We start from the raw sequence: 21,378 nt of genomic DNA on the forward strand, positions 1-21,378 counted from the left end.
GCAGTAGATGAATCCAACTCTCGACACGGAAGTGTCTAGTCCTGAAACAGGTGTAAACCTTATTCAGGACTAGACAAAATAAATCTGAGAATCATCTGGCCGGCCTTCCCCCTCACAGAGGTGGCGCAAAATTCAAGGTGCGAACTTAGACTTCTGCTGAGGAGGCTGTGATGAAATTCTGTGGCATAGACCTGCATTCGAACAGCAGCGTTGTAGTGCTGGCCCTGGTCCTCACGCTGTTCGGCTGCGCTACCGCGTCGGACCCGCCGAGGAGTGCGGGTGGCGATTGGCGGTCCTTCTATGTAGTGAATCATGGCCTGCATACCGGGTTGGTCATTGCGCGCCCCGATCTGCTTCAGGTGCTTCCCACACTGGCCGAAGCGTTCAGCGACGGCGACTTCGTGGAGTTCGGTTGGGGTGACGAGGATTTTTACCGAGCCCCACAGGCCACCTTGAGCCTCGCCCTGCGAGCCTTGTTCGGGTCGAAGGCAACCGTGCTGCATGCGGTCAAGATTGACGGGGATCCCAGGCGGCGTTTCGCCACAAGCGAGGTCATCGAGGTGCGGGTGACGGAGGACGGTTACCGACGACTGCTCGCGTTCGTGGCCGGGACCTTCACTCACTCAGCGACGGGCACCTTGGTGGTGCTCGGGCCTGGCTTGTATGGAGAGAGCCGGTTCTACCAGGCCGAGGGTCGCTATTCGCTGTTTTATACCTGCAATACCTGGGTCGCAGAGGCGCTGACCGCGAGCGGTTGCCCAATGTCGCCTACGACGGCGATTACGGCGGGGAACGTCATGTCGCAGTTACGCCGGGCGACAGCGGTCGGTGCGTCCTGCCTTGACTGAAAAGGGGACGACTGAAAAAGGGAGACTGACAAGGGGAAAGAGAGATCTTCTGAAAATGAATCCCTTTGTCCAAGGAGAACCGTGATGTGGCCTAGTCAGTCGACATTTCCAATGTTCGCGAGAAAAATCCTGGTGTCCCGATTAGACCGCAGACAGACTACGCGGCATGCCGATGGCGCAGTCGCCACAAGTTGTTCCATCTTCGCTCGTGCTGATTTTTTCGTCCGCCACATGAACCTGAAAAACTCCGGCAGATTAGCCAGTCGTTCGGGGCAGTTCTCCGGCAAGTCAGGCCGAGATCGACCGTGCTTAAGCAGCGTTCTGAGCAGTACGCGCCAGAATCTAAGCGTCGCCGATCGATCAATCCATATCAAAAGATCTGCGCGGCTCAATCGGTTGTCCCAAGTAGCTGAATGGCCTCCTTCGAATATCCAGCGATCACGGGCCTCGACCTCGCGACAGAGGCGCGTTTTTTCGTCACAGGTTCGTTCGACCCATCCTGGCAGCCAGTGAATAGTGTCGATATGAACGACAGGCAAGCCCGTATGCTCGCCAAGCTTACGTGCCAAGGTGCTCTTTCCAGACCCAGGCTGACCAACAATCATCACCCGTTGCATCGAAGCTCCTTTTCGCTATGCATGCTGATTTTGGGGGCGCGATTTTACGTCGATGCGCGTCTCCGTCAACTGCAAGGTGGGTTTACGTCCTTGGCGCTACTTCGGAAAGAGACCATGATTTTGCGTTCACCTGTAACCGGACCGTCTCATCATCGTGGGCTGTCGCCGTTTCAGTGAGTGGCTAGGGAGCTGTTGTCCCGAATCTGGTTGATACACCACCGAATCCATTATCATCAGCCCGCGATTCGGCAGCCCCAAGCCCCGGAAAGGTCAGGGCACCCAATGGAAATCAGGGAGAGATGGATGTACCTCAATCAAAAGTCCGGCCGCTGTATCTTGTTGGCCGGTGCGCTGGTAATTAGCGGTTGCACTTCTTTTTTGCAGGGCAAGCAGTATGTCGTTCCCGGCCCCAATGAACCCTCCGCAACGGTTCGCCTCAAGGCTGGAAATGGTGCGAGACTGGATGCCATGACCTTCAGCGATAATGGATGCTATGCGGGTTACACAATCCTGCCCTCTAACGGCGACTACATCGAATCCCGGGTTGCCGTGGACAAGGAGCTGATCCTGACCTATGGGCAGGTCGCAGGAAGCAGCGTGTGTCAAATACCGTTCTCCTTCACGCCACAGAACGGCGCCACCTACACCTTGATCCAAGGCTCCTGGAGCAAGCCCAAGGTGGGCATTCTCCCAATCTTCAACCGCGACGAATACTTCTGCGGGGTAGGCGTGATCAAGAAAGTCGGCGATCAGGAGAGCGTCGAACCCATTCAACAGCTGCAAATCAAGACTGGGTTCGCATGCCTGAGGTTCGTTAAATAAAGGCACTGCACGGCATCCGTTGCGCGTCGGTTGAATCTTTTCGGACGGATACTGAAGAATGAATTTGGCCTCGTTTTCAAATCTGCTCAACAACGCGGCACCGTCCGTAACACCAATGATTTCATGGATCACGGCGATTTTTAGGGGCGTGTGATCGAGCTGAAAATCTGAGTTGTTGCGGGAACTGGGGACAGATCACGATTTTGCGCTCACCTGTAATCGGACCGTCTCATAATCGTGGTCTGTCCCGTTTCCTTCCCCGTTTCCGCGCGTTTGCCCATGTCCCCGTTTCCGCAGGCGGAAAAGGAAATGACCGAGTTTCTCAAGAAACTGGACCGTCACCCCTGATACCCCCCCGGCGACTCGATCTACCGTGGCGAGGGCGCTTGCCCCCGCTTGAGTGCGCAGCACTCATAGAAAACATCAGAAATAAATCCGCTTCTATTGAATGATAGCAATGCATAGCAAAAACTAGGTATTTCAGCTAGCTTTAGCTATCTTTCTATAGATTTTGCTATTTCGTGAGGTCGACATGGATCCCTACCGTAATCCGTTTGCGCCCGGGGCGGGCAGCAGGCCCCCTGAACTGGCGGGGCGCGACCTGATTCTTGAGGCGGCAAGAATTGCCTGTGGGCGAGCCGTCAATGGGCGAAGTGCTCGTTCCATCATGCTCCTTGGCTTAAGAGGCACGGGTAAGACGGTCCTGTTGAATGAGATAGGAAAAATTGCAAAGGAGGAAGGTCTTTTCGTCTCCAAAGTGGAGGCGCCAGAACGTGAAAGCCTTGCACGTCTTCTTTATCCTGAAATGCGAAAGGTCATGCGCGCGCTTTCCAGCGTTGAGGTCGCCAAGCAAATTGCTAATCGTGGGCTAAAAGGACTTCGCAGCTTTGCATCAATCTTCAAGATTGATATTGGCGGTATTGAGATTGGTGTTGAGCCTGAGCCTGGACTCGCGGATAGCGGAAATCTTCAATACGACCTTCCAGATCTTTTTACTGTAATAGGTGAAGCCGCACAGGCCGCCGGTAAAGGCTGGATTCTTCTCATTGATGAAGTCCAATACCTCACCGAAGCAGATCTATCGGCACTGATTGTCTCTATCCATCGCATGTCGCAAGAAGGGCTTCCGGTGCTGCTGGTCGGTGCAGGTCTTCCGCAAGTTGCTCGGTTGGCGGGTGAGGCGAAGTCATATGCCGAGCGGCTTTTCCTTTACCCGGAGGTGGGGGCGCTTGATCAACCGTCTGCGGCTCAAGCCGTTCAAAAGCCGATCCTAGAGGAGCAAGCCTCTATCGACACTGCAGCTCTGGACAGCATTGTTGATCGGACGCAGGGCTATCCTTTCTTTCTTCAAGAGTGGGCATCCACGGCATGGAACAACGCCGAGGGACCTGAAATTACCGCTGACGATGTCGAGCATTCTTATTCGGAGACATTGGCCTCTCTCGATGCGGGCTTCTTCAGGGTCCGTATCGATCGGCTTACACCTTCGGAGGTTCAGTTTGTAAAAGCCATGTCCACCCTTGGCGATGGCCCCTATGCCATCGCTGATGTTGCGAAGGTTATGGGGCGTCCTCAATCATCGCTTGGTCCGACTCGGGCCAACATCATTTCCAAGGGAATGATCTACAGCACAGATCACGGATATCTGAATTTTACAGTTCCTCTTTTCGCAGAGTTCATGCGTCGCCAGGAATGAGGGCCTGCAATGTGTGGCGAGGGGAATATCTCCTCGCCACACAGCTTGATGGTGTTGCGGTTAACGTGGCTCCACGTTATCCAACACCCGATTCGCCAACAACGAACTCAGCTCAATCAACTGCTGAATCCCCTGCGCCACATGGCGCCTCGATCCATCCAGATCAAACGCCAGATCACTCACCATGGCATCAGCCGAAGCTAACGTCTCGCTGAGGTTGGCGAGCAAGCATTCGTTATCAAGGCCTTTCACAACGGTGTATAGCTGCCCCGGTTTGGGGTCGTCTTGAGATTTTTCAGATTTCGGCAGCAAGTAGTGATCAAGCACGCGTTTTGTGGTTTCGTCTTGCTGCTTGGCTTTCGATTTTGCGGATGTAGAAGTGGAATCTGCCTCTGGCGGATTCGGGGTTATTTTGAACATAGGTGTGGGCCTCATATTAGGCCGCACCATCTCGCTACTAAACGAAAGGGTGGCGGCTGTGCGCAAGTTAGTAGACCGGTAACCCACACCAAACCCGGCGCGCCCGAGGGCGCCATGCGCACAGCCACCATCGAGAACAGGCAAATGCCTGACTGATGAGACTTGTACAACCGAAGTGGGACCCGAGCTACTAAACCCGACCACTGATGGGCAGTGGCAGGAAGACAATAGAACCCCGGGACAAGGCGCACAAGCGGGCGGATTCTGGCGTAGTTGTAGGCAAAGGCGCAAGGATGCGTGGCTTGGTGAAGGTGTGTGGGCAGGTTCTGTAGGAGCGGGGTTTGCCGGCGATGCGGGTGACTTGTTTTGGTCTGGAACCGCGTCGATTTCATCGCGAGCAGGCTCGCTCCCACAGGGGGCTGCGTTGGGCTGGATATTCGGTTCGACACAAACCACCTGTGGCGAGGGAGCTTGCTCCCGCTGGCCTGCGCAGCGGACCCCTGCATTTCTTCAGGCAAACCGCATCGTCCGGTTTTGCGACTGCTGCGCAGCCGAGCGGGAGCAAGCTCCCTCGCCACGGGGTTGTCTGGGCTGGTGTCGGCATGTTCAACATTGATGCAAGCTGACCCGCCGCTTTCGCGAGCAAGCCCGCTCACCACAAGGAGTTGTGGTGGGAGCAGGGGCTTTATTTGCGTTTCAGCATCTCCGGCAACTGCGCCACTAGCTTCTGGTTGTTCAACGGCGCACGAATAAACCCGCGTTGAGTACCATCCGGCCCGATGACCGCGAGGTTGCCGCTGTGATCGACCGTGTAGTTGGGCTTGCTGGTGTCCGCCGGGATGAATGGAATGCTCACCGCGTTGGCCAGCTTCTGCAGGTCTTCGATCGATGACGGGGTCAGGCCGATGAACTGCGGGTCGAAGTAGCCCAGGTACTGCTTGAGTTGCTTGGGCGTGTCGCGGTTCGGGTCGACGCTCACCAGCACGATCTGCAATTTATCCACAGCCTCGGGCGGCAGTTCGCTTTTGATCTGGCGCAGTTGGGCGAGGGTGGTGGGGCAGATGTCCGGGCAGAAGGTGTAGCCGAAGAACAGCAGGCTCCATTTGTCTTTCAATCCGTCCATCGTTACTGGCTGACCGTCCTGGTCGGTCATTTTCACGTCTGGCAGGTTGCGGCTTTGAGGCAGCAGGATGATGCCGGCGTCGATCAGCGCCGTGGGGTCGCCTTCGCCTTTGCCGGTCAGCACTTTATTGATGGTAAGGCCGAGGATCAGCGCGATCACGGCCACGAGAATGAAGACGGTTTTCTGGGTTCGAGTCATAGGCTCAACAGTAAGTAGTGATCTACAAGCAGGGCGATGAACAGCAGGAACAAGTACCAGATAGAGTACTTGAACGTGTTGATCGCCGCGTGCGGCCGACTGCCACGGTACAACACCACGGCCCATTGCAGAAACCGGGCACCCAGCACGAGGGCGCAAACCAGGTACAGCAAGCCGCTCATCTGGATCACAAAGGGCATCAGGCTCACTGCCAGCAGCGCCAGGGTGTACAGCAGGATATGCACCTTGGTGTAGTGCTCACCGTGGGTCACCGGCAGCATCGGGATATCGGCCTTGGCGTATTCCTCCTTGCGATGAATCGCCAGGGCCCAGAAATGCGGCGGGGTCCAGGCGAAGATGATCAGCACCAGCAGCAGCGGTTCGGCGCTGACATGACCGGTGGCGGCCACCCAGCCCAGCAACGGTGGTGCCGCGCCGGCCAGGCCGCCGATGACGATGTTCTGCGGCGTCGCCCGTTTGAGGAAACCGGTGTAGATCACCGCATAACCGAGCAAGGAGGCCAGGGTCAGCCAGGCGGTCAGCGGGTTGGTGAACGCCAGCAACAGCGCTTGGCCGGCCACCGCCAGTGCCAGGGCGAAGGTCAGTGCTGCGGCCGGTGAGACTCGGCCTTCGGCCAGCGGGCGTTTATGGGTACGGGCCATCACCGCATCGATGCGCCGGTCCACCACATGGTTGACCGCCGCCGCGCCGCCGGCACACAGGGCGATGCCCAGGTTGCCGAACACCAGCACCGTCCACGGCACCCCGGCGCGGGTGGCGAGGAACATGCCCACCAGCGAGGTGATCAGCATCAGCACCACCACTTTGGGCTTGGTCAGCTCCAGATAATCGCGCCAGATCGCTTGGCTGTGGCGTTCACCGGTCAAGGTTGCCATGGCATCTCTCCTTTTATTGTTATGGGGCTGGGGCCGTGTTTATGCGGGTTGAAGCGCCAGCGCAGCGGGACTTGATGCTTGACCCGGACCAGGCTGGTACGGGCGTGATAATTGACCAACACCAGGCTCAACAACAGCGCGGCGCCTCCGGCGTTGTGGGCCACGGCGACCGGCAGCGGCAGGTGGAACAGCACGTTGCTGATGCCCAGGCTGATCTGGGCCGCCAGGGCTATCAACACCAGCCCGGCCAGGCGTGTCATGCCGACGGTCTTCAACTGCCAAGCCAGCCCCAACAGCACCACCGTCACCAGCAACGCGCCGATACGGTGGGTCAAGTGAATGGCGGTGCGCGCATCGCTGTCGAGTTGGCCACCCAGGTAGTTGGGGCCGATGTGCTGGGTCAGATGAAAGCCGTTGGCAAAATCCGCCGGTGGTAGCCATTGGCCGTGGCAGGTCGGGAAATCAACGCAGGCTACGGCGGCGTAATTGGAACTGACCCAACCGCCGAGGGCGATCTGGCCGATCACCAGCAGTAACCCGGCGGTGGCCCAATGTTGAAGACGCTTGGGCACGGTTAGCGCCGGCAACACACCAGACAATCTCAACGTGAGTAGAAACAGCAGGCTGAGGGTCGCGAACCCGCCCAGCAAATGCCCGGTCACCACTTGCGGCCACAGCTTGAGGGTCACGGTCCACATGCCGAACGCCGCCTGGGCAAAGACCACCGCCAGCAGAAACAGGGGCAGCTTCAAGGGCAGGCCTGGGTGACGCCGGTTCATCCAGGCCCGGGCAGCCAGCACGGTAATCATCAGCCCCAGCAGGCCGGCGAAGTAGCGATGGACCATCTCGTTCCAGCCCTTGTGGGCTTCCACCGGGGCGTCGGGAAAGTGCAGTTCGGCATGTGCCAGCTGGGCTTCGCTCTTGGGTACGCTGATGAAGCCGTAGCAGCCGGGCCAGTCCGGGCAGCCGAGGCCGGCGTGGGTGAGCCGGGTGTAGGCGCCCAGCAGTACGACGATCAGTGCCAGCAACGTGGCAAACAGCGCGAGGCGAAATCCAGGTTTGGCCATGTCGTTGCCCTCATCCGATGTTCGACAGTTTCAACAGATGTCGCAGGTCGTTGAGCAGTGCCTTGCCCTTGACCCGGGCGTCATAGCGCAGCACCAGGTTGCTGTGGGGATCGATGATCCACAGCTGCGCTTCGCCGTTGCCTTGGGCGCCTTTCTGATAGGCCGGCAGGTCCAGCGGGTAGCGTTGCAGTTGAGGGTATTCGCGTTGCAACTGGGCGTCGTATTGCGTGTCCAGCGGCTGGGCGATGGCCAGGGCATGGCTGGCGCGAGAGGCGTCGCGACCCAGGCCGATCTGCACCTGACGGGCCAGGTAGACCAGTTGCCGGCAATCGGCCGAACATTCCTGCGGCGCCGTGACCAGGATCTGCCAGCGCTGCTCATCGGCCTGCACGCCGATCTCGGCGCGGGTCTGGCCGTTGCCGATCAGTTCGCCGTGGTAGCTGCGGCTTTCCGGGACCCAGAACTGGAATTTGTACATGCCGGTGGCCAGGATCATCGGGCCGATCACCCCGAGCACGATCAGCAGCAGTTGCAGGCGACCCTTGCGACGGTTGCGCGCCGTAGGTGCCTCAGACGTGTTGGTTGGATTCATGGTGGTTCCCATGCTGTCTCCCTGCGTTGTGCCATCCGAGATAAAGAAAGAGGCCGAACAGCGCCGCCGCCATGGCGAACCACTGCACGGCATAGCCGAGGTGTTTTTCCGGTCCCATGGCCACTACCGGCCAATCGATCCGATAGGCGCCGGGGCCGCTTTGCTGGCGTAATTGGTAGGCGAAACCGTTGCGGCCCAGTTCGGCCCAGAGCTTGTCCGGCTCAATGGCGGTCACCAGTCGCGGCCACGGGGCGTCGGCTGGGTCGGCGTGGAGCTGGAACGTGGTGCCCGGAGCAACGTAGACCCAGGCTTGAAGGTTCACCGCTTGTTCGGGGGTGCTGAAGGCCGGCGGAGTGCGCCGGTCAGGCCAGGGCAACCAGCCACGATTGACCAGCAGCCAGAGCCCGGTCGCCTGGTCGAGGAAGGGTTGGAGCAACTCCACGCCGACCTTGCCGTCGTGCTGGCGGTTATCCAGCAGGATGCTGTGTTCGGCGTCGAACTGGCCCCGCAGGCTGACCGGTCGAAAGGCCGGGTCCGCCGTGTGTTGCAACTCCACGCTTGCCATCGGCTGCGCCACGCGGCGTTCGGCGTAACTGTCCATGAGCACGCGCTTTTGTTCGCCCCGGCTCAATTGCCAGAACCCCAGGCACACCATCACCGGCAACAGCACGGCTACCACCAGTGACGGCACGATGCCTGGCCGGAAGCCTTTCATGGCGCCGTTCCAAAGCTGTCGAACGAGATAGCTATACTCACGTGCATCGCGTCCCCCCGGAGTGTCCCTAATGCTAAAAGCAGCCATCGTCCTGATGCTGATTGCCACGATTGCGAGCCTGTTCAGCGGCCTGTTTTTTCTGGTCAAGGACGACAGCAGTTCCAATCGCCTGGTCATCGCCCTGGCGATTCGGGTCAGTCTGGCCGCCGCCACCGTCGGCTTGATTGCCTGGGGTTTTTTCAGCGGCCAGTTGGTGTCGCATGCTCCTTGGTAAAGAGCCGCCTTGGTAACGGCTGCCTCAGAGGATGTAGACGAAGAAGAACAAGCCGATCCACACCACATCGACGAAGTGCCAGTACCAGCTCGCGGCCTCGAAGCCGAACTGATGCTCGTTGTCGAAATGCCCGCGCATGATGCGCATCAGCATTACGAACAAAATGATCGTGCCGATGGTGACGTGAGCGCCGTGGAAACCGGTGAGCATGAAGAACGTTGCGCCATAGATTCCCGAGCCCAGCGTCAGGCCCAGCTCTTTATAGGCGTGGATGTATTCCTCGGCCTGGAAGCCCAGGAAGGCGCAACCTAGCAGCACGGTGATAGCCAGCCAGATTTTCAGCGCCCCGCGATGGCCTTTTTTCAGGGCATGGTGGGCGATGGTCACGGTGACGCTGGAACTGACCAGCAGGATGGTGTTGAGCAGTGGCAAGCCCCAAGGGCTGATCACATCCTTGGGCGGTGGGAAGAGCTTGGGGTCGGGGTTGTTCAGCAACGGCCAGACGTATTCGAAGTTCGGCCAAAGCATCTCCGACAGGCCCTTGCTGCCTTCACCGGCCAGGCCCGGCGCCGAGATCATGCGCACATAGAACAGCGCGCCGAAGAAGGCGATGAAAAACATCACTTCAGAGAAGATGAACCAGCTCATGCCCCAGCGAAACGAGCGGTCGAGCTGCGCACTGTAGAGCCCGGCGCGGCTTTCCTTGATGACCGCGCCGAACCAGCCGAACAGCATGTAGGCCAGCAACAGGCCGCCGACAAAAAAGATCAGCGGGCCGTTGGAGTCGGGCCGGTCAGCTTTCAGGTCGTTGAACCAGGTCGCCAGGCCGTACACCGTGACGAACATCCCGACGGTGGCGATGATCGGCCATTTACTCTGGGCCGGAACGTAATAGTGTTCGTGAGTTGCCATTTATTGTTCTCCTTATCGGGCACGCTATCGGTCAGTGTTTACAGCCACCGGTGGATGACGAGCGGTGATATCGAACAGCGTGTAGGACAGCGTCAGGTGCTTCACTTCCTTGGGCATGTCCCGGTCAACGATGAAGCGCATGGGCATTTCGATACGTTCGCCGGGTTGCAGCACTTGCTGGGTAAAACAAAAGCATTCGGTCTTGTGGAAATAGGCCGCCGCGTTGCTCGGCGCGATGCTGGGAACCGCCTGGGCGCTCATCGGCCGATCGGTGGGGTTGTGGGCAATGAAGACCATCTCGTTCACGGCCCCCGGCTGAACCACCAATTGGTCGGCTTTGGGATAGAAATCCCAGACCATGTCCACGGAGTTGGTCGACAGGAACTGCACGCGAACCTGGCGCGACTCATCCACGGTTTGCTCGCCTTCGTACTGCCCGGCGGTCTTGCCGTTGATGCCGAAGGCTTTGCACATCACGTCGTAGATCGGCACCAGGGCAAACCCGAAGACAAACATCGCCACCACCACCAGCAACAGGCGCGTGACCAGTTTCTTCAGCGAAATCGAGTCAGCCATGATTTCCAGTCCCTACCGAGAACCCTGTGGGAGCGAGCTTGCTCGCGATGGCGGCGACTCGGTGTGTCAGACACACCGCTATCGCGAGCAAGCTCGCTCCCACATAAGCCCCCGGTGTCATCTATTTCACTTCCGGCGGCGTAGTGAAGGTGTGATACGGCGCCGGAGACGGCACGCTCCACTCCAACCCCTCAGCCCCATCCCACGGCTTGGCCGGGGCCGGTTCGCCGCCGCGGATGGTCTTGATCACGATGAACAGGAAGAACAACTGCGTGGTGCCGAACATGAACGCGCCGATGGACGAGACCATGTTGAAGTCGGCGAACTGCAGGTTGTAGTCCGGGATCCGCCGGGGCATGCCCGCCAGGCCTACGAAGTGCATCGGGAAGAACGCCAGGTTCATGCCGACGAACGACAGCCAGAAGTGCAGCTTGCCGAGGGTTTCGTCGTACATGTGGCCGGTCCATTTCGGCAGCCAGTAGTAGGCCGAGGCGAAGATCCCGAAGATCGCGCCGGGCACCAGCACATAGTGGAAGTGCGCGACCACGAAGTAGGTGTCCTGATACTGGAAGTCCGCCGGAGCGATGGCCAGCATCAGTCCGGAGAAGCCGCCGATGGAAAACAGGATCACGAACGCCACGGCAAACAGCATCGGCGTCTCGAAGGTCAGCGAGCCTTGCCACATGGTGCTGGCCCAGTTGAACACCTTCACCCCGGTGGGCACGGCGATCAGCAGGGTGGCGTACATGAAGAACAGCTCGCCCACCAGCGGAATGCCCACCACGAACATGTGGTGCGCCCAGACGATGAACGACAGGAACGCAATGGCCGCTGTGGCGTAGACCATGGAGGTGTAGCCAAACAACGGTTTGCGGGAGAAGGCCGGGATGATCGAGCTGACGGCACCGAAGGCCGGCAGGATCATGATGTACACCTCGGGATGGCCGAAGAACCAGAACACGTGCTGGAACAGCACCGGGTCACCGCCGCCGGCAGCACTGAAGAAGCTGGTGCCGAAGTGGATGTCCATCAGCATCATCGTCACGCAACCGGCCAGCACCGGCATCACCGCGATCAGCAGGAACGCGGTGATCAGCCAGGTCCAGACGAACAGCGGCATCTTCATCAGGGTCATGCCGGGGGCGCGCAGGTTGAGGATGGTGGCGACCACGTTGATCGCGCCCATGATCGAGCTGATACCCATCAGGTGGATGGCAAAGATAAAGAACGTCACGCTTTCCGGCGCATAGGTGGTGGACAGCGGCGCGTAGAAGGTCCAGCCGAAGTTCGGCCCGCCGCCAGGGGTGAACAGGGTCGACACCAGCATCAGGAACGCCGCCGGCAACAACCAGAAACTGAAGTTGTTCATCCGTGGCAGGGCCATGTCCGGCGCCCCGATCATCAGCGGGATCATCCAGTTGGCCAGACCGACGAAGGCCGGCATCACCGCGCCGAAGACCATCACCAGGCCATGCATGGTGGTCATCTGATTGAAGAACTCCGGCTGCACGATCTGCAGGCCGGGCTGGAACAGCTCGGCACGGATCACCATGGCGAACGAGCCGCCCAGCAGGAACATGGAGAAGGCGAACCACAGGTACAGCGTGCCGATATCCTTGTGGTTGGTGGTCAGTACCCAGCGCATCAGCCCTTTGGCGGGGCCGTGGGCGTGGTCGGCATGACCGTGGTCATCGATCACAGCACTCATGTCCTGTCTCCTTCGAACGAGTGGGCTGGGCGGCGCGCGGCGATGAGCTGCGACCGGTTGCGGGAACAAACGTCAGGCCGGCTCATTGGCTTTCTGCCTGTTTGAGTTCCAGTACTTGTTTAGGCGTAACCATGTCGCCCTTGTTGTTGCCCCAGGCGTTACGTTCATAGGTCACGACCGCCGCGATATCGACTTCCGACAACTGTTTGCCGAACGCCGCCATGGAGGTGCCCGGTTTGCCGTGGAAGACAATGTTCAGGTGATCAGCCACAGGGCCAGTGGCGATTTTCGAGCCCTTGAGCGCCGGGAACATCGGCGGCAGGCCCTGGCCTTCGGCCTGGTGACAGGCCACGCAGGTGGTGTGATAGACCTTGTCGCCACGTTCGATGAGCTCTTGCAGGGTCCATTCCTTGCTGGTCAGCTCTTTGAGTTGCGCGGCTTCGGCCTTGCGCTCGGCCAGCCATGCTTCGTAGTCGGGCTTGCTCTTGACCTCGACAACGATGGGCATGAACCCGTGGTCCTTGCCGCACAGTTCGGCGCATTGGCCGCGATACAGGCCGGGCTTGTCGACGCGGGTCCAGGCTTCGTTGACGAAGCCGGGAATCGCATCGCGCTTGACCGCGAACGCTGGCACCCACCAGGAGTGGATCACGTCGGCGGAGGTGACCAGAAAGCGCACCTTGGCATCGACCGGCAGCACCAGCGGCTTGTCGACTTCCAGCAGGTAATGTTCGCCCTTGGCGCTCTGGTTATTGATTTGTTCGGCGGGGGTGGCCAGGTTGCTGAAGAACTCGACGTCTTGCCCCAGGTACTTGTAGTGCCACTTCCACTGATAGCCGGTGACCTGGATATCGATGTCCGACTCGCTGGAGTCGTACATCTTGATCAGGGTCGCGGTGGCGGGAACCGCCATGGCAACCAGGATCAGGAAAGGTACGATGGTCCAGAGGATTTCGACGCGGGTGTTTTCGTGGAAATTGGCCGCGTTCTGGCCGGTTGAGCGGCGGTGCATCATCATCGACCAGAACATGGCGCCGAAGACGATGATGCCGATCACTACACAGATCCAGAAGATGGTCATGTGCAGGTCGAACACTGCATTGCTGATCTGTGTCGCTCCAGGCGCCATATTCACAGTCCAGGCCGCTTGCGCCTGGCTGAAAATCGACCACAACAGGAGGCCCATCCATACGTGTGGATGTCGCGTCATTGCGGGTTCCCCTTATCGTTCTTGTTATCCCGTCGGCGTAACGCCAGCGGCAAGGGATCGGCTACTTCAGACTACCAACTTGACTCGCCGCGCCTTGCTGCACATGCAATCGGGTGTCATCAGCTAACTCCATTCCAAACCGAGTATAGACAGCGACTGCAACCTCGCAACGCGATGGCGTAAATCGTTTGAAACAGGCAGGGCTTGCGCTAGAGCCCACGAATGGAGAAGGATGCGAACCTGAGTGATGGCAAACCGATATAACTGCGACGTATCAAGGATGAGTAGGTTTATGAAAAATAGGTCTTAGGAGTGTTTTTGCGCCAGCTAAGTTATGTCTTCCTTATTTCATTGCCTTGTTCCCTGGAGTTGTCATGAACACCGCCGCATTGCGCGAGCAGATCCAAAAAGCCCAACAACATGAGGCCGAGACCGGCCAACTGACGCGTCAGCTGGAAGCCCAGCTGCCGAACCTGCACGCCGCGATCCAACTGCCGGACATCGACGCCAAGGGCGTGATGACCCGCTTTGTCACCGCGTATATCGAGCAAGTGCCCGACCTGCTGGACGCAGCCAACGAGGTGGCCCGCGAAGCTGGCATCGAATCGCAGATCAAACCGGTGCTGAAAATCGCCGAGCAGTTTTTCCTCCAGCCACCCAAGGTCATGGAGGGTCACGTTGGCCTGGACAGCCTGCTGGACGAAGCCTACTTGGCCCATCGGCTGGTGGAGGAGGTCAACGACCTGTACATCAAGCACTTCGGCCAGCCGCTGATTCCGTTGGATATGACGGTGGCCAACCTGATCGCTCACCATTTGATCGGCGAACCCTTTGCCAATCAACTGGATGAAGCGGTGCATCACGCGGTCGATGAAATGCTCGACGAAGACAGCTTTGCGCTGGAGTCGGTGGAGTCTTACCGGGAAAAACTCAGCAACCCGGACACGGGCGCTGCCTGGAAACGCTGGCCGTGCCTGTCGCGGCAGTTGGGAGTAGGGCTGGAGCTGGATCAGCCGGCGGCTTGATCTGGCTGAAACACTCATCCCCCTTGTGGGTGTTCACAAAAATTGTGTCCACCACAGATCCCTGTGGGAGCGAGCCTGCTCGCGATAGCGGTTGAACCTGCAACATTAATGTCGACTGATTCACCGCTATCGTGAGCAGGCTCGCTCCCACATTTTGCTCAAGGTGTCAGGTAGCCGCTGCGCCCACCCCTACCGTGGTGCGCAAGCGCCCTTCCAGCCTGCGCTTGAGCCCACGGGATTCGATCAACAGCTTCGAGCCCTTGCTGGCATTCGCCCGGCCCCATTCTTCCAAAAGCTCCAAGCACGAATGGTCGATGTAGCTCAGGTTATTGAGCGGCACATGCACCGTCGCGCCTGTGGGAATGGTGCCCAGCACCTGGGTCAGCGCCGGAACCTTCAGGAAGGTTGCCGCCCCCACCAGTCGCAATTCCATCTCACCCTCCTGGGGCAGATCGATCAGGCTGATTTTCAGTCGGGAAGCTTTCCAGGCCAGTTTTGCCAGGGTCAGGCCGAAACCGATCAATACGCCGGTCAGCAAGTCGGTGAAGATGATCGCCAGCGCCGTCGCGGCATAGGTGAACATCGGCATCCGGCCATACCGTCCCAGCCCGCGAAACGCCTTGAGATCCACCAGTTTGAAACCGGTGTACACCAACACACCCGCCAGGCTCGCCACCGGAATGCTCTGTAGCACGCTGGACAGCAGAAGCACGAAGAGCAACAGCCACAGGCCATGGAAAATCGTCGACATCCGCGTGGTGGCCCCGGCCTGGACGTTGGCCGAACTGCGCACGATCACGCCGGTCATCGGCAGGGCGCCGAGCAGACCGCAGAGCATATTACCGATGCCCTGGGCGGACAGTTCCCGGTCGAAGTCTGCGCGTTCGCCGCTGTGCATGCGGTCCACGGCAGCGGCCGAGAGCAGCGTTTCGGCACTGGCGATGAAAGCGACAGCGAACGCGGCGATCAGCAACGTGGGGTCGGCCAGGTTCAGCAGGTCCGCCGGGCGCAGCCAATCAATGGCTTCGGCGAGGTTCTCCGGGACTTCCACGCGCTTGACCTGCAAGGCCAGCAGCAGGCTGGCAATGGTCGCCAGGCCCACGCCGAGCAAGGCACCGGGAACAAAGCGCAAGCTGTGAGGGCGAAACTTTTCCCACAGCCACATCACCGCAATCGTCGACAAACCGAGCAGACCCGCCTGCCAGCCGAACGACGGCAACGCCTGGGCCACTGCCGCAGGGAACGCCGCCAGATTATCCAGCCCCGACGGCTTAGGCACCGCGTCGAGCATCACATGGACCTGGGACAACACGATCAGCACACCGATACCCGCCAGCATGCCGTAGACCACCGCGGGCGCGGTTACCCGGAACCAGCAGCCCAGGCGAAAGCGCCCGGCCAGTAACTGTAGAAGACCGGCCAACAGCAGAATCGGCCCGAGCATCGCGACGCCGTGCTGGCGCACCAGTTCGAAGACCAGTACCGCCAACCCGGCGGCCGGGCCGCTGACTTGCAACTTGGAGCCGGCCAGAAAACCCACCACCAGACCACCGATGATGCCGGTGATCAGACCTTTGGCCGGTGGCAGGCCGGACGCGATGGCAATGCCCATGCACAAGGGCAGCGCCACCAGAAACACCACCACGGAAGCCAACAGCTCCCGTGGCAGAACAGCTTTTAATTGAGCAGCACGCATGGCGACTCTCCCGAAGTTTTCTTCAGGCATGGCAAGGCCCGACCGCTCAAATGGCAGGCTGGGCTTGTACCACGCAAGGATGTTTAGGAGTGGTTAGAAGCGCGCTTTAGGCGTCGCCACCGGTATCGGATGGCTGCCATCGAGCGGCAGGAAACAGCCCTGGTCCGCGTCGTAGGCTTTGATCTCGCTGGTCTCGATGTTGTACACCCAGCCATGGATGAACAACTGGCCGTTAGCCATGCGAGAGGCGACCGAGGGATGCGTTCGCAAATGCTGCAGCTGCGCGATCACGTTCTCTTCGGTGAGGATGGGCATGATCTGTTTTTCGTCGCCGCACGGGCAGTTGTCATGAACCATGGTCTTGGCCACTTCGGCGTGGCGCAACCAGGCTTTGACCGTGGGCATTTTTTCCAGAGTGTCGGGATTCAACACCGCACGCATGGCGCCGCAGTCGGAGTGACCGCAGACGATGATGTGCTGCACACCGAGGGCCAGCACGGCGTATTCGATGGCGGTGGAGACGCCGCCGTTCATCTGCCCGTACGGCGGAACGACGTTGCCGACGTTGCGGGTCACGAACAGGTCGCCTGGGGAGCTATGGGTAATCAGCTCGGGCACGATGCGCGAATCGGCGCAGGTGATGAACATCGCCCTGGGCGCTTGCGCCGTGGCGAGTTTCTTGAAGAGCTCTTCCTGCTGGGGAAAGATTTCGTGATGGAAATGCAAAAAGCCGTCAACAATATGCTGCAGCGCTGCATCGGCGGTTTCCGCCTCGGGTTGGGCTGAAGCCGACGCAGCCAACGGCTGTTTATCCTTGTCACTCATGATTCATCCTCTTTGACGGTATAGCGCCAGTGGCTGGTTAAAAAACATCCAGGTCGAAATGTTCGACTTGTCAGTCACTCGATGAACAAGGTAGCGACCGAAACTTAACTCAAACTGAATCAAAGGCTCTAGAACAACGATTACAGGTGTGGCCGGGAAGCAAGCGTCGCTCATGCCTGCCCATGCCCCACGTTCAACTTTAATCAAATCAAAGACATCTGTCGGCCCGGCGGACAAAAGGCGTCGCAATCGAGATTGTAACCTTCCCGGCGCTCAAGCCCCAGACGCTTGAGCGCCTTGGCGAAACGCTGCGCCAGCAGGTCGGCGAACGGGCCTTCGCCACGCATCCGAGAACCGAAGCGGCTGTCATACAGTTCGCCGCCACGGCTCTGGCGAACCAGGCTCAGCACATGAGCCGCGCGTTGCGGGTAGTGCGCCTGCAGCCATTCTTCAAACAGCGGCGCGACCTCCAATGGCAGACGCAACATGATGTAGGAAGCACTCTGCGCGCCGGCGGCATGGGCCTCGGCCAGCAGATTTTCAATCTCGCTGTCGTTGATCATCGGGATCATCGGCGAACACAGCACCCCCACGGGAATGCCCGCCTCGCGCATGACCTTGATCGCCCGTAATCGCGCCTTGGGCGCCGCCGCGCGCGGTTCGAGGATGCGCTTGAGTTCATCGTCCAGGGTGGTGAGGCTGATCATGACCTTTACCAGGCGCTGTTGCGCCAGCTCGGTCAGCAGGTCCAGGTCGCGCAGAATCAGCGAGCCTTTGGTGACGATGGTCACCGGATGACGGTAGCGCAACAGCACTTCGAGAATCCGGCGGGTAATGCGATGCTCGCGTTCGATCGGCTGGTAAGGGTCGGTATTGGAGCCCAGGTTGATTGGGGCGCATTGATAGCCACGCCTGGACAGCTGTTCCTCCAGTACGTCGGCGGCATTGGTCTTGGCGATCAGTCTGGTTTCGAAATCCAGCCCGGGCGACATGTCCCAGTAAGCGTGGCTGGGCCGTGCATAGCAGTAGATACAGCCATGTTCACAGCCCCGGTATGGATTGATGGAGCGGTCGAAAGGCAGATCCGGCGAGGTGTTGCGGGTGATGATGGTCTTGGCCGTTTCGATCCGCACTTCGGTGCCTTGGGTCGGCGGTACTTCCTGATACCAGCCATCCTCCTCGACCACCGAGTGACTCGGGGCGAAGCGGTTGTGCGGGTTGGTGGCGGTGCCACGGCCACGGGGCGGAAGAGAGATGGACATTGGAAGGCTCCGTTGCTGTATGTGCATACAGTATTCGCTGGAATTCAATTAGGCCAGCGCCGTTTAGCAGCCCACCGCTATGGATCGTGTTCACGTCGTGTTGACGTCTTGCTCACAGGCCTTTAACCGGCTCGTGCCGAAACTGACCGTCTCGTTCTTCTTCGTTTCGGTCGTCCACGCATGTTCAAACTCTATTCCCGCTCGCTGCTCCTCCTGTCCTTGTTCCTGGTCTTTGCCGAGTCCCAAGCCCTGGCGGCCGATCTGGGCGAGGCAAGGTCTTCCGAATGGGCCCAGCCGGTGGAAAAGCGCTACAACCTTTATCAAATGTCGCCGGCGCTTTACCGCAGCGCCTTGCCGGACGCTGATGCCTTGCCTCTGCTGACGAGGCTCAACATCGGCACAGTCATCACATTTCTGCCGGATTCGGACGCCAGTTGGTTATCCACACCCGGCGTCAAGCAAGTGCAGTTGCCTTATCGCACCAATCATGTGGATGACAGCGACATCCTCGCTGCCTTGCGCGCCATTCAGGCTGCCGAAACCGATGGCCCGGTATTGATGCACTGCAAGCATGGTTCGGACCGCACCGGGTTGGTGGCGGCCATGTACAGGGTGGTCGTACAGGGCTGGAGCAAAGAGGAGGCCTTGAACGAAATGACTGAAGGCGGCTTCGGCAACAACCCGCACTTCAAGGACGGGGTTCGTTACATGATGCGGGCCGATGTTGAGAAGCTCCGCGTTGCGCTGGCCAACGGCGACTGCAGTACCAGCGTTTTTGCTCTTTGCTCGCTGCAAAGCTGGGTCGGTTCCGTCATCACGACTCGTCAGCCCGACCGACAGGTTATTCGCCCTTCACCCTGACGGCTGACATCCCTGCAAAGGCTGCCACGGACTCGGCCAGAGGCCTTGAATCGCCAGGGCCGAATATTGTTTCACGCAACGCCCGGCCTGTTGTCCCGTCGAACAACCCCTCCTGCTCAAACCTTTGGAACGCGGTGATTGCCAACGCTTTTGACCAGGCATAGGCGTAAATCCGCGCCGCATAACCGGTCACCATGTAATCCAGGCCATTGGGCCAGCGTTCGCTCCCCCATACGGGCAGATGTCCGACTTGGGCGCTGACTTGATCGAATACCTGCTGAGCCGTGCGCCCATCGCCGTGGGTCAGGTGCAGTTCCATGTCAAACAGCGCGTTGCGCAGCAGCGAGGCGGTTTCCCAGCTGGCTTGAGTGTTGGCGAAGGTCAGCAACTGATCGGCGATGGCATCGGGCATGGCCGCGCCGGTCCGGTAATGCTTTGACAGACGGACCAGGCATTGCCGGGTAAAGCACCATTGTTCCAGTAGCACCCCGGCAAATTCCGAGGTGTCCCGGGAGAGCTCGGTGATGCCCGATACGTCGCGATACTCGGCGCGGGTCAACACATGGTGCAAGCAATGGCCGAACTCATGAAAGAGAATTCGCAGTTGCAGATGGTCGAGCAAGACCGGCGATGCATCTGAACTGCGCGCCAGCCAGCCGTGCAACACGGCGATGGGATGTCGGGGCCGGCCCTCGGCCGTGATGCGGCGGTTTCGCAGGGTGGTGGTGTTCGGGTAACCGTCTCTGTTCGCATCCTCGAACGGATCGAAATAGATGTAGCCGATGGTCTGGTCCCACTCGCGGACTTCGAAAAGACGCACGTCCGGATGCCAGGTGGCCGCGTCAGCGCGTTCGAGAATGTCCACCCCAAACAGATCCTTGGCGATCAGCAATAGCTGTGAAAAGGTGGACTCCAGCTCGAACCAGGCGCTGAGGGCCAGCTTCGAGATGCCGGCCGTATGCTGACGAAGTTTTTCTACCAGATACGGGTAATCCCAAGGTTGAAGCTCGGTGAAACCTTGCCTTCGGGCAAATGCCCTGAGCTGTTCGGCGTCGCGGGCAAAGAGGCCTTGTTGCTGTTCAAGTTGATCGCGCAAGAACCCCATCACCTTTTCGGGAGACTCGGTTTGCTCAGGCTCGATGACCATTTGAGCGAAATTCGAATAACCCAGTAACGTCGCATACCGACGACGATCTTCCAGCAAGCGTCTAAGCACCTCGCTGTTATCAAACCGGCCAGCGTCGGGGCCCTGGTCCGAGGCGCGTGTGCTGTAGGCCAGGTACACCTCTTTGCGCAAAAGACGATTGTCCGCGTAGCTGGTGACGATGCCAAACGATGCATCACTGAGGGTCAGCAGCCATCCCGTGCGCCCGGCCTCGCGGGCCTGTTTGGCCAGCTGTTGTTTGAATTGCGGCGCCAGGCCGCTCAACTGAGCCTCATCGTCGAACGCTTTGCTCCAGGCCTTGTTGGCCTTGTGCAACTGATCGAGGAACAATTCCCGGCCCTGTTGAATGCGTTGCTGCAGGGCTTTCAAGTCTGACGGTGCGGTATGGGCCAACCCGTGCTGGCGAAACTGGCGCAGGGCCTTCTCCAGAACTCTTTTACGAGGCGGTTCGAAGTGCCTGGCAATCTCGCTGTCGGCCAAGCGCTGATAGAGTTGGAACAATTGGCGATTGTGTCTCAGCGCGCTCTGGAAATCGTGCACCCGTGCGCTGCAGTCGAGCGAAGCCTGGGCCCAGTCGTCTCCTGGCCGGGTGGACGCCAGCAGATCCAGCAGGTCGTCGAAACCCTTCAAGCGGGCGTGAATCTCGTCCATGGCCAACACCAGGTCGTCCCAGGTGGGGAAAGGAGTTTGAGTCTTGATGATGTCGGCCACTTGATCGCGGCTCTCGGCAAGGATCCGGTCGAGGGCCGGTGAAAAATGTTTGGCTTGGATCTGCGCAAAGGGGGGCAGGTCATAGGCCTGCAACAGCGGATTGTCATTGTCGGGCATGGCAGCCTTCCTGTCTGTCTGGACTGGGGAACAGTCTGGAGA

Annotated in this window: 21 protein-coding genes; 6 read left to right on the plus strand and 15 right to left on the minus strand. The window is 59.4% G+C overall.

Annotated elements, in window-relative coordinates; all coding sequences use genetic code 11:
* The first annotated feature begins 170 nt into the window (after positions 1-170).
* Positions 171-848: a DUF2459 domain-containing protein gene (locus tag PSEUDOMOFG3G_RS24425; RefSeq protein ID WP_139048735.1), complete on the plus strand. Its 678-nt coding sequence runs from the start codon at positions 171-173 to the stop codon at positions 846-848.
* A gap of 95 nt (positions 849-943) precedes the next feature.
* On the opposite strand, the gene PSEUDOMOFG3G_RS28185 is transcribed toward PSEUDOMOFG3G_RS24425, so the two are convergent.
* The gene (locus PSEUDOMOFG3G_RS28185) at positions 944-1,465 is read right to left on the minus strand and encodes an AAA family ATPase (protein ID WP_139048736.1); all 522 of its coding nucleotides are present in this window, start codon (positions 1,463-1,465) and stop codon (positions 944-946) included.
* A gap of 303 nt (positions 1,466-1,768) precedes the next feature.
* On the opposite strand from PSEUDOMOFG3G_RS28185, the gene PSEUDOMOFG3G_RS24430 reads away from it, so the two are divergent.
* Together PSEUDOMOFG3G_RS24430 and PSEUDOMOFG3G_RS24435 are read left to right on the plus strand one after the other, a co-directional pair.
* Complete coding sequence (locus PSEUDOMOFG3G_RS24430; RefSeq protein WP_139048737.1) at positions 1,769-2,287, plus strand: hypothetical protein; 519 nt, start codon at positions 1,769-1,771, stop codon at positions 2,285-2,287.
* A gap of 532 nt (positions 2,288-2,819) precedes the next feature.
* On the plus strand, positions 2,820-3,983 hold the full coding sequence (locus PSEUDOMOFG3G_RS24435) for an ATP-binding protein (protein ID WP_107323203.1): 1,164 nt from the start codon (positions 2,820-2,822) through the stop codon (positions 3,981-3,983).
* Between the two features lie 60 nt (positions 3,984-4,043).
* Here the strand turns inward: PSEUDOMOFG3G_RS24435 and PSEUDOMOFG3G_RS24440 are convergent, their stop codons facing one another.
* The 6 genes from PSEUDOMOFG3G_RS24440 to PSEUDOMOFG3G_RS24465 all read right to left on the minus strand — a co-directional run bounded on the left by PSEUDOMOFG3G_RS24440 (position 4,044) and on the right by PSEUDOMOFG3G_RS24465 (position 8,994).
* On the minus strand, positions 4,044-4,403 hold the full coding sequence (locus tag PSEUDOMOFG3G_RS24440) for a DUF6124 family protein (RefSeq protein WP_139048738.1): 360 nt from the start codon (positions 4,401-4,403) through the stop codon (positions 4,044-4,046).
* Between the two features lie 685 nt (positions 4,404-5,088).
* Positions 5,089-5,724 carry an SCO family protein gene (locus PSEUDOMOFG3G_RS24445; RefSeq protein ID WP_076383131.1) on the minus strand — a complete coding sequence of 212 codons (636 nt, stop codon included), beginning with the start codon at positions 5,722-5,724 and terminating at the stop codon, positions 5,089-5,091.
* Positions 5,721-6,620, minus strand: coding sequence for a heme o synthase (gene cyoE, locus PSEUDOMOFG3G_RS24450; protein ID WP_047230047.1), 900 nt, complete (start codon positions 6,618-6,620; stop codon positions 5,721-5,723). The genes PSEUDOMOFG3G_RS24445 and cyoE overlap by 4 nt, the downstream gene beginning before the upstream one ends.
* Complete coding sequence (locus PSEUDOMOFG3G_RS24455) at positions 6,608-7,687, minus strand: heme A synthase (RefSeq protein WP_139048739.1); 1,080 nt, start codon at positions 7,685-7,687, stop codon at positions 6,608-6,610. Before PSEUDOMOFG3G_RS24455 ends, cyoE begins: the two co-directional genes overlap by 13 nt.
* Positions 7,688-7,697: 10 nt before the next feature.
* Positions 7,698-8,291, minus strand: a complete 594-nt coding sequence (locus PSEUDOMOFG3G_RS24460; protein WP_139048740.1) for a hypothetical protein — start codon at positions 8,289-8,291, stop codon at positions 7,698-7,700.
* Positions 8,257-8,994, minus strand: coding sequence for an SURF1 family protein (locus tag PSEUDOMOFG3G_RS24465; protein ID WP_139048741.1), 738 nt, complete (start codon positions 8,992-8,994; stop codon positions 8,257-8,259). Before PSEUDOMOFG3G_RS24465 ends, PSEUDOMOFG3G_RS24460 begins: the two co-directional genes overlap by 35 nt.
* A 70-nt stretch (positions 8,995-9,064) precedes the next feature.
* Here PSEUDOMOFG3G_RS24465 and PSEUDOMOFG3G_RS24470 point away from each other — a divergent pair, with 70 nt between their 5' ends.
* The gene (locus PSEUDOMOFG3G_RS24470; RefSeq protein ID WP_014335867.1) at positions 9,065-9,268 is read left to right on the plus strand and encodes a twin transmembrane helix small protein; all 204 of its coding nucleotides are present in this window, start codon (positions 9,065-9,067) and stop codon (positions 9,266-9,268) included.
* 24 nt (positions 9,269-9,292) lie between these two features.
* Here PSEUDOMOFG3G_RS24470 and PSEUDOMOFG3G_RS24475 read toward each other — a convergent pair whose 3' ends face one another.
* The 4 genes from PSEUDOMOFG3G_RS24475 to coxB form a co-directional block, all read right to left on the minus strand.
* Positions 9,293-10,180, minus strand: a complete 888-nt coding sequence (locus PSEUDOMOFG3G_RS24475; RefSeq protein ID WP_047230051.1) for a cytochrome c oxidase subunit 3 — start codon at positions 10,178-10,180, stop codon at positions 9,293-9,295.
* Between the two features lie 24 nt (positions 10,181-10,204).
* Entirely contained in the window at positions 10,205-10,756 is a 552-nt protein-coding gene (locus PSEUDOMOFG3G_RS24480) for a cytochrome c oxidase assembly protein (protein WP_139048742.1), read from the minus strand.
* Positions 10,757-10,877: 121 nt separating this feature from the next.
* On the minus strand, positions 10,878-12,464 hold the full coding sequence (gene ctaD, locus PSEUDOMOFG3G_RS24485; RefSeq protein ID WP_047230053.1) for a cytochrome c oxidase subunit I: 1,587 nt from the start codon (positions 12,462-12,464) through the stop codon (positions 10,878-10,880).
* A gap of 82 nt (positions 12,465-12,546) precedes the next feature.
* Positions 12,547-13,674 carry a cytochrome c oxidase subunit II gene (coxB, locus tag PSEUDOMOFG3G_RS24490; RefSeq protein ID WP_047230054.1) on the minus strand — a complete coding sequence of 376 codons (1,128 nt, stop codon included), beginning with the start codon at positions 13,672-13,674 and terminating at the stop codon, positions 12,547-12,549.
* A 374-nt stretch (positions 13,675-14,048) separates the two neighbouring features.
* Here coxB and PSEUDOMOFG3G_RS24495 point away from each other — a divergent pair, with 374 nt between their 5' ends.
* A complete protein-coding gene (locus PSEUDOMOFG3G_RS24495) occupies positions 14,049-14,699 on the plus strand; it encodes a hypothetical protein (RefSeq protein ID WP_047230055.1) in 651 nt (216 codons plus the stop codon).
* A gap of 166 nt (positions 14,700-14,865) precedes the next feature.
* Here PSEUDOMOFG3G_RS24495 and PSEUDOMOFG3G_RS24500 read toward each other — a convergent pair whose 3' ends face one another.
* The 3 genes from PSEUDOMOFG3G_RS24500 to PSEUDOMOFG3G_RS24510 all read right to left on the minus strand — a co-directional run bounded on the left by PSEUDOMOFG3G_RS24500 (position 14,866) and on the right by PSEUDOMOFG3G_RS24510 (position 18,482).
* A complete protein-coding gene (locus tag PSEUDOMOFG3G_RS24500) occupies positions 14,866-16,395 on the minus strand; it encodes a SulP family inorganic anion transporter (RefSeq protein ID WP_047230056.1) in 1,530 nt (509 codons plus the stop codon).
* A 93-nt stretch (positions 16,396-16,488) separates the two neighbouring features.
* Entirely contained in the window at positions 16,489-17,220 is a 732-nt protein-coding gene (locus tag PSEUDOMOFG3G_RS24505) for a carbonic anhydrase (protein WP_047230057.1), read from the minus strand.
* Positions 17,221-17,423: 203 nt separating this feature from the next.
* Positions 17,424-18,482 (minus strand): PA0069 family radical SAM protein, encoded by a 1,059-nt coding sequence (locus PSEUDOMOFG3G_RS24510; protein ID WP_139048744.1) that lies wholly within the window; start codon positions 18,480-18,482, stop codon positions 17,424-17,426.
* A 180-nt stretch (positions 18,483-18,662) separates the two neighbouring features.
* Here PSEUDOMOFG3G_RS24510 and PSEUDOMOFG3G_RS24515 point away from each other — a divergent pair, with 180 nt between their 5' ends.
* Complete coding sequence (locus PSEUDOMOFG3G_RS24515; protein WP_047230059.1) at positions 18,663-19,343, plus strand: tyrosine-protein phosphatase; 681 nt, start codon at positions 18,663-18,665, stop codon at positions 19,341-19,343.
* On the opposite strand, the gene PSEUDOMOFG3G_RS24520 is transcribed toward PSEUDOMOFG3G_RS24515, so the two are convergent.
* On the minus strand, positions 19,324-21,336 hold the full coding sequence (locus PSEUDOMOFG3G_RS24520; RefSeq protein ID WP_139048745.1) for a M3 family metallopeptidase: 2,013 nt from the start codon (positions 21,334-21,336) through the stop codon (positions 19,324-19,326). The genes PSEUDOMOFG3G_RS24515 and PSEUDOMOFG3G_RS24520 overlap by 20 nt on opposite strands.
* Positions 21,337-21,378 lie beyond the last annotated feature (42 nt).

It is taken from the genome of Pseudomonas sp. FG-3G, assembly GCF_901007645.1.
GTDB lineage: Bacteria > Pseudomonadota > Gammaproteobacteria > Pseudomonadales > Pseudomonadaceae > Aquipseudomonas > Aquipseudomonas rhizophila.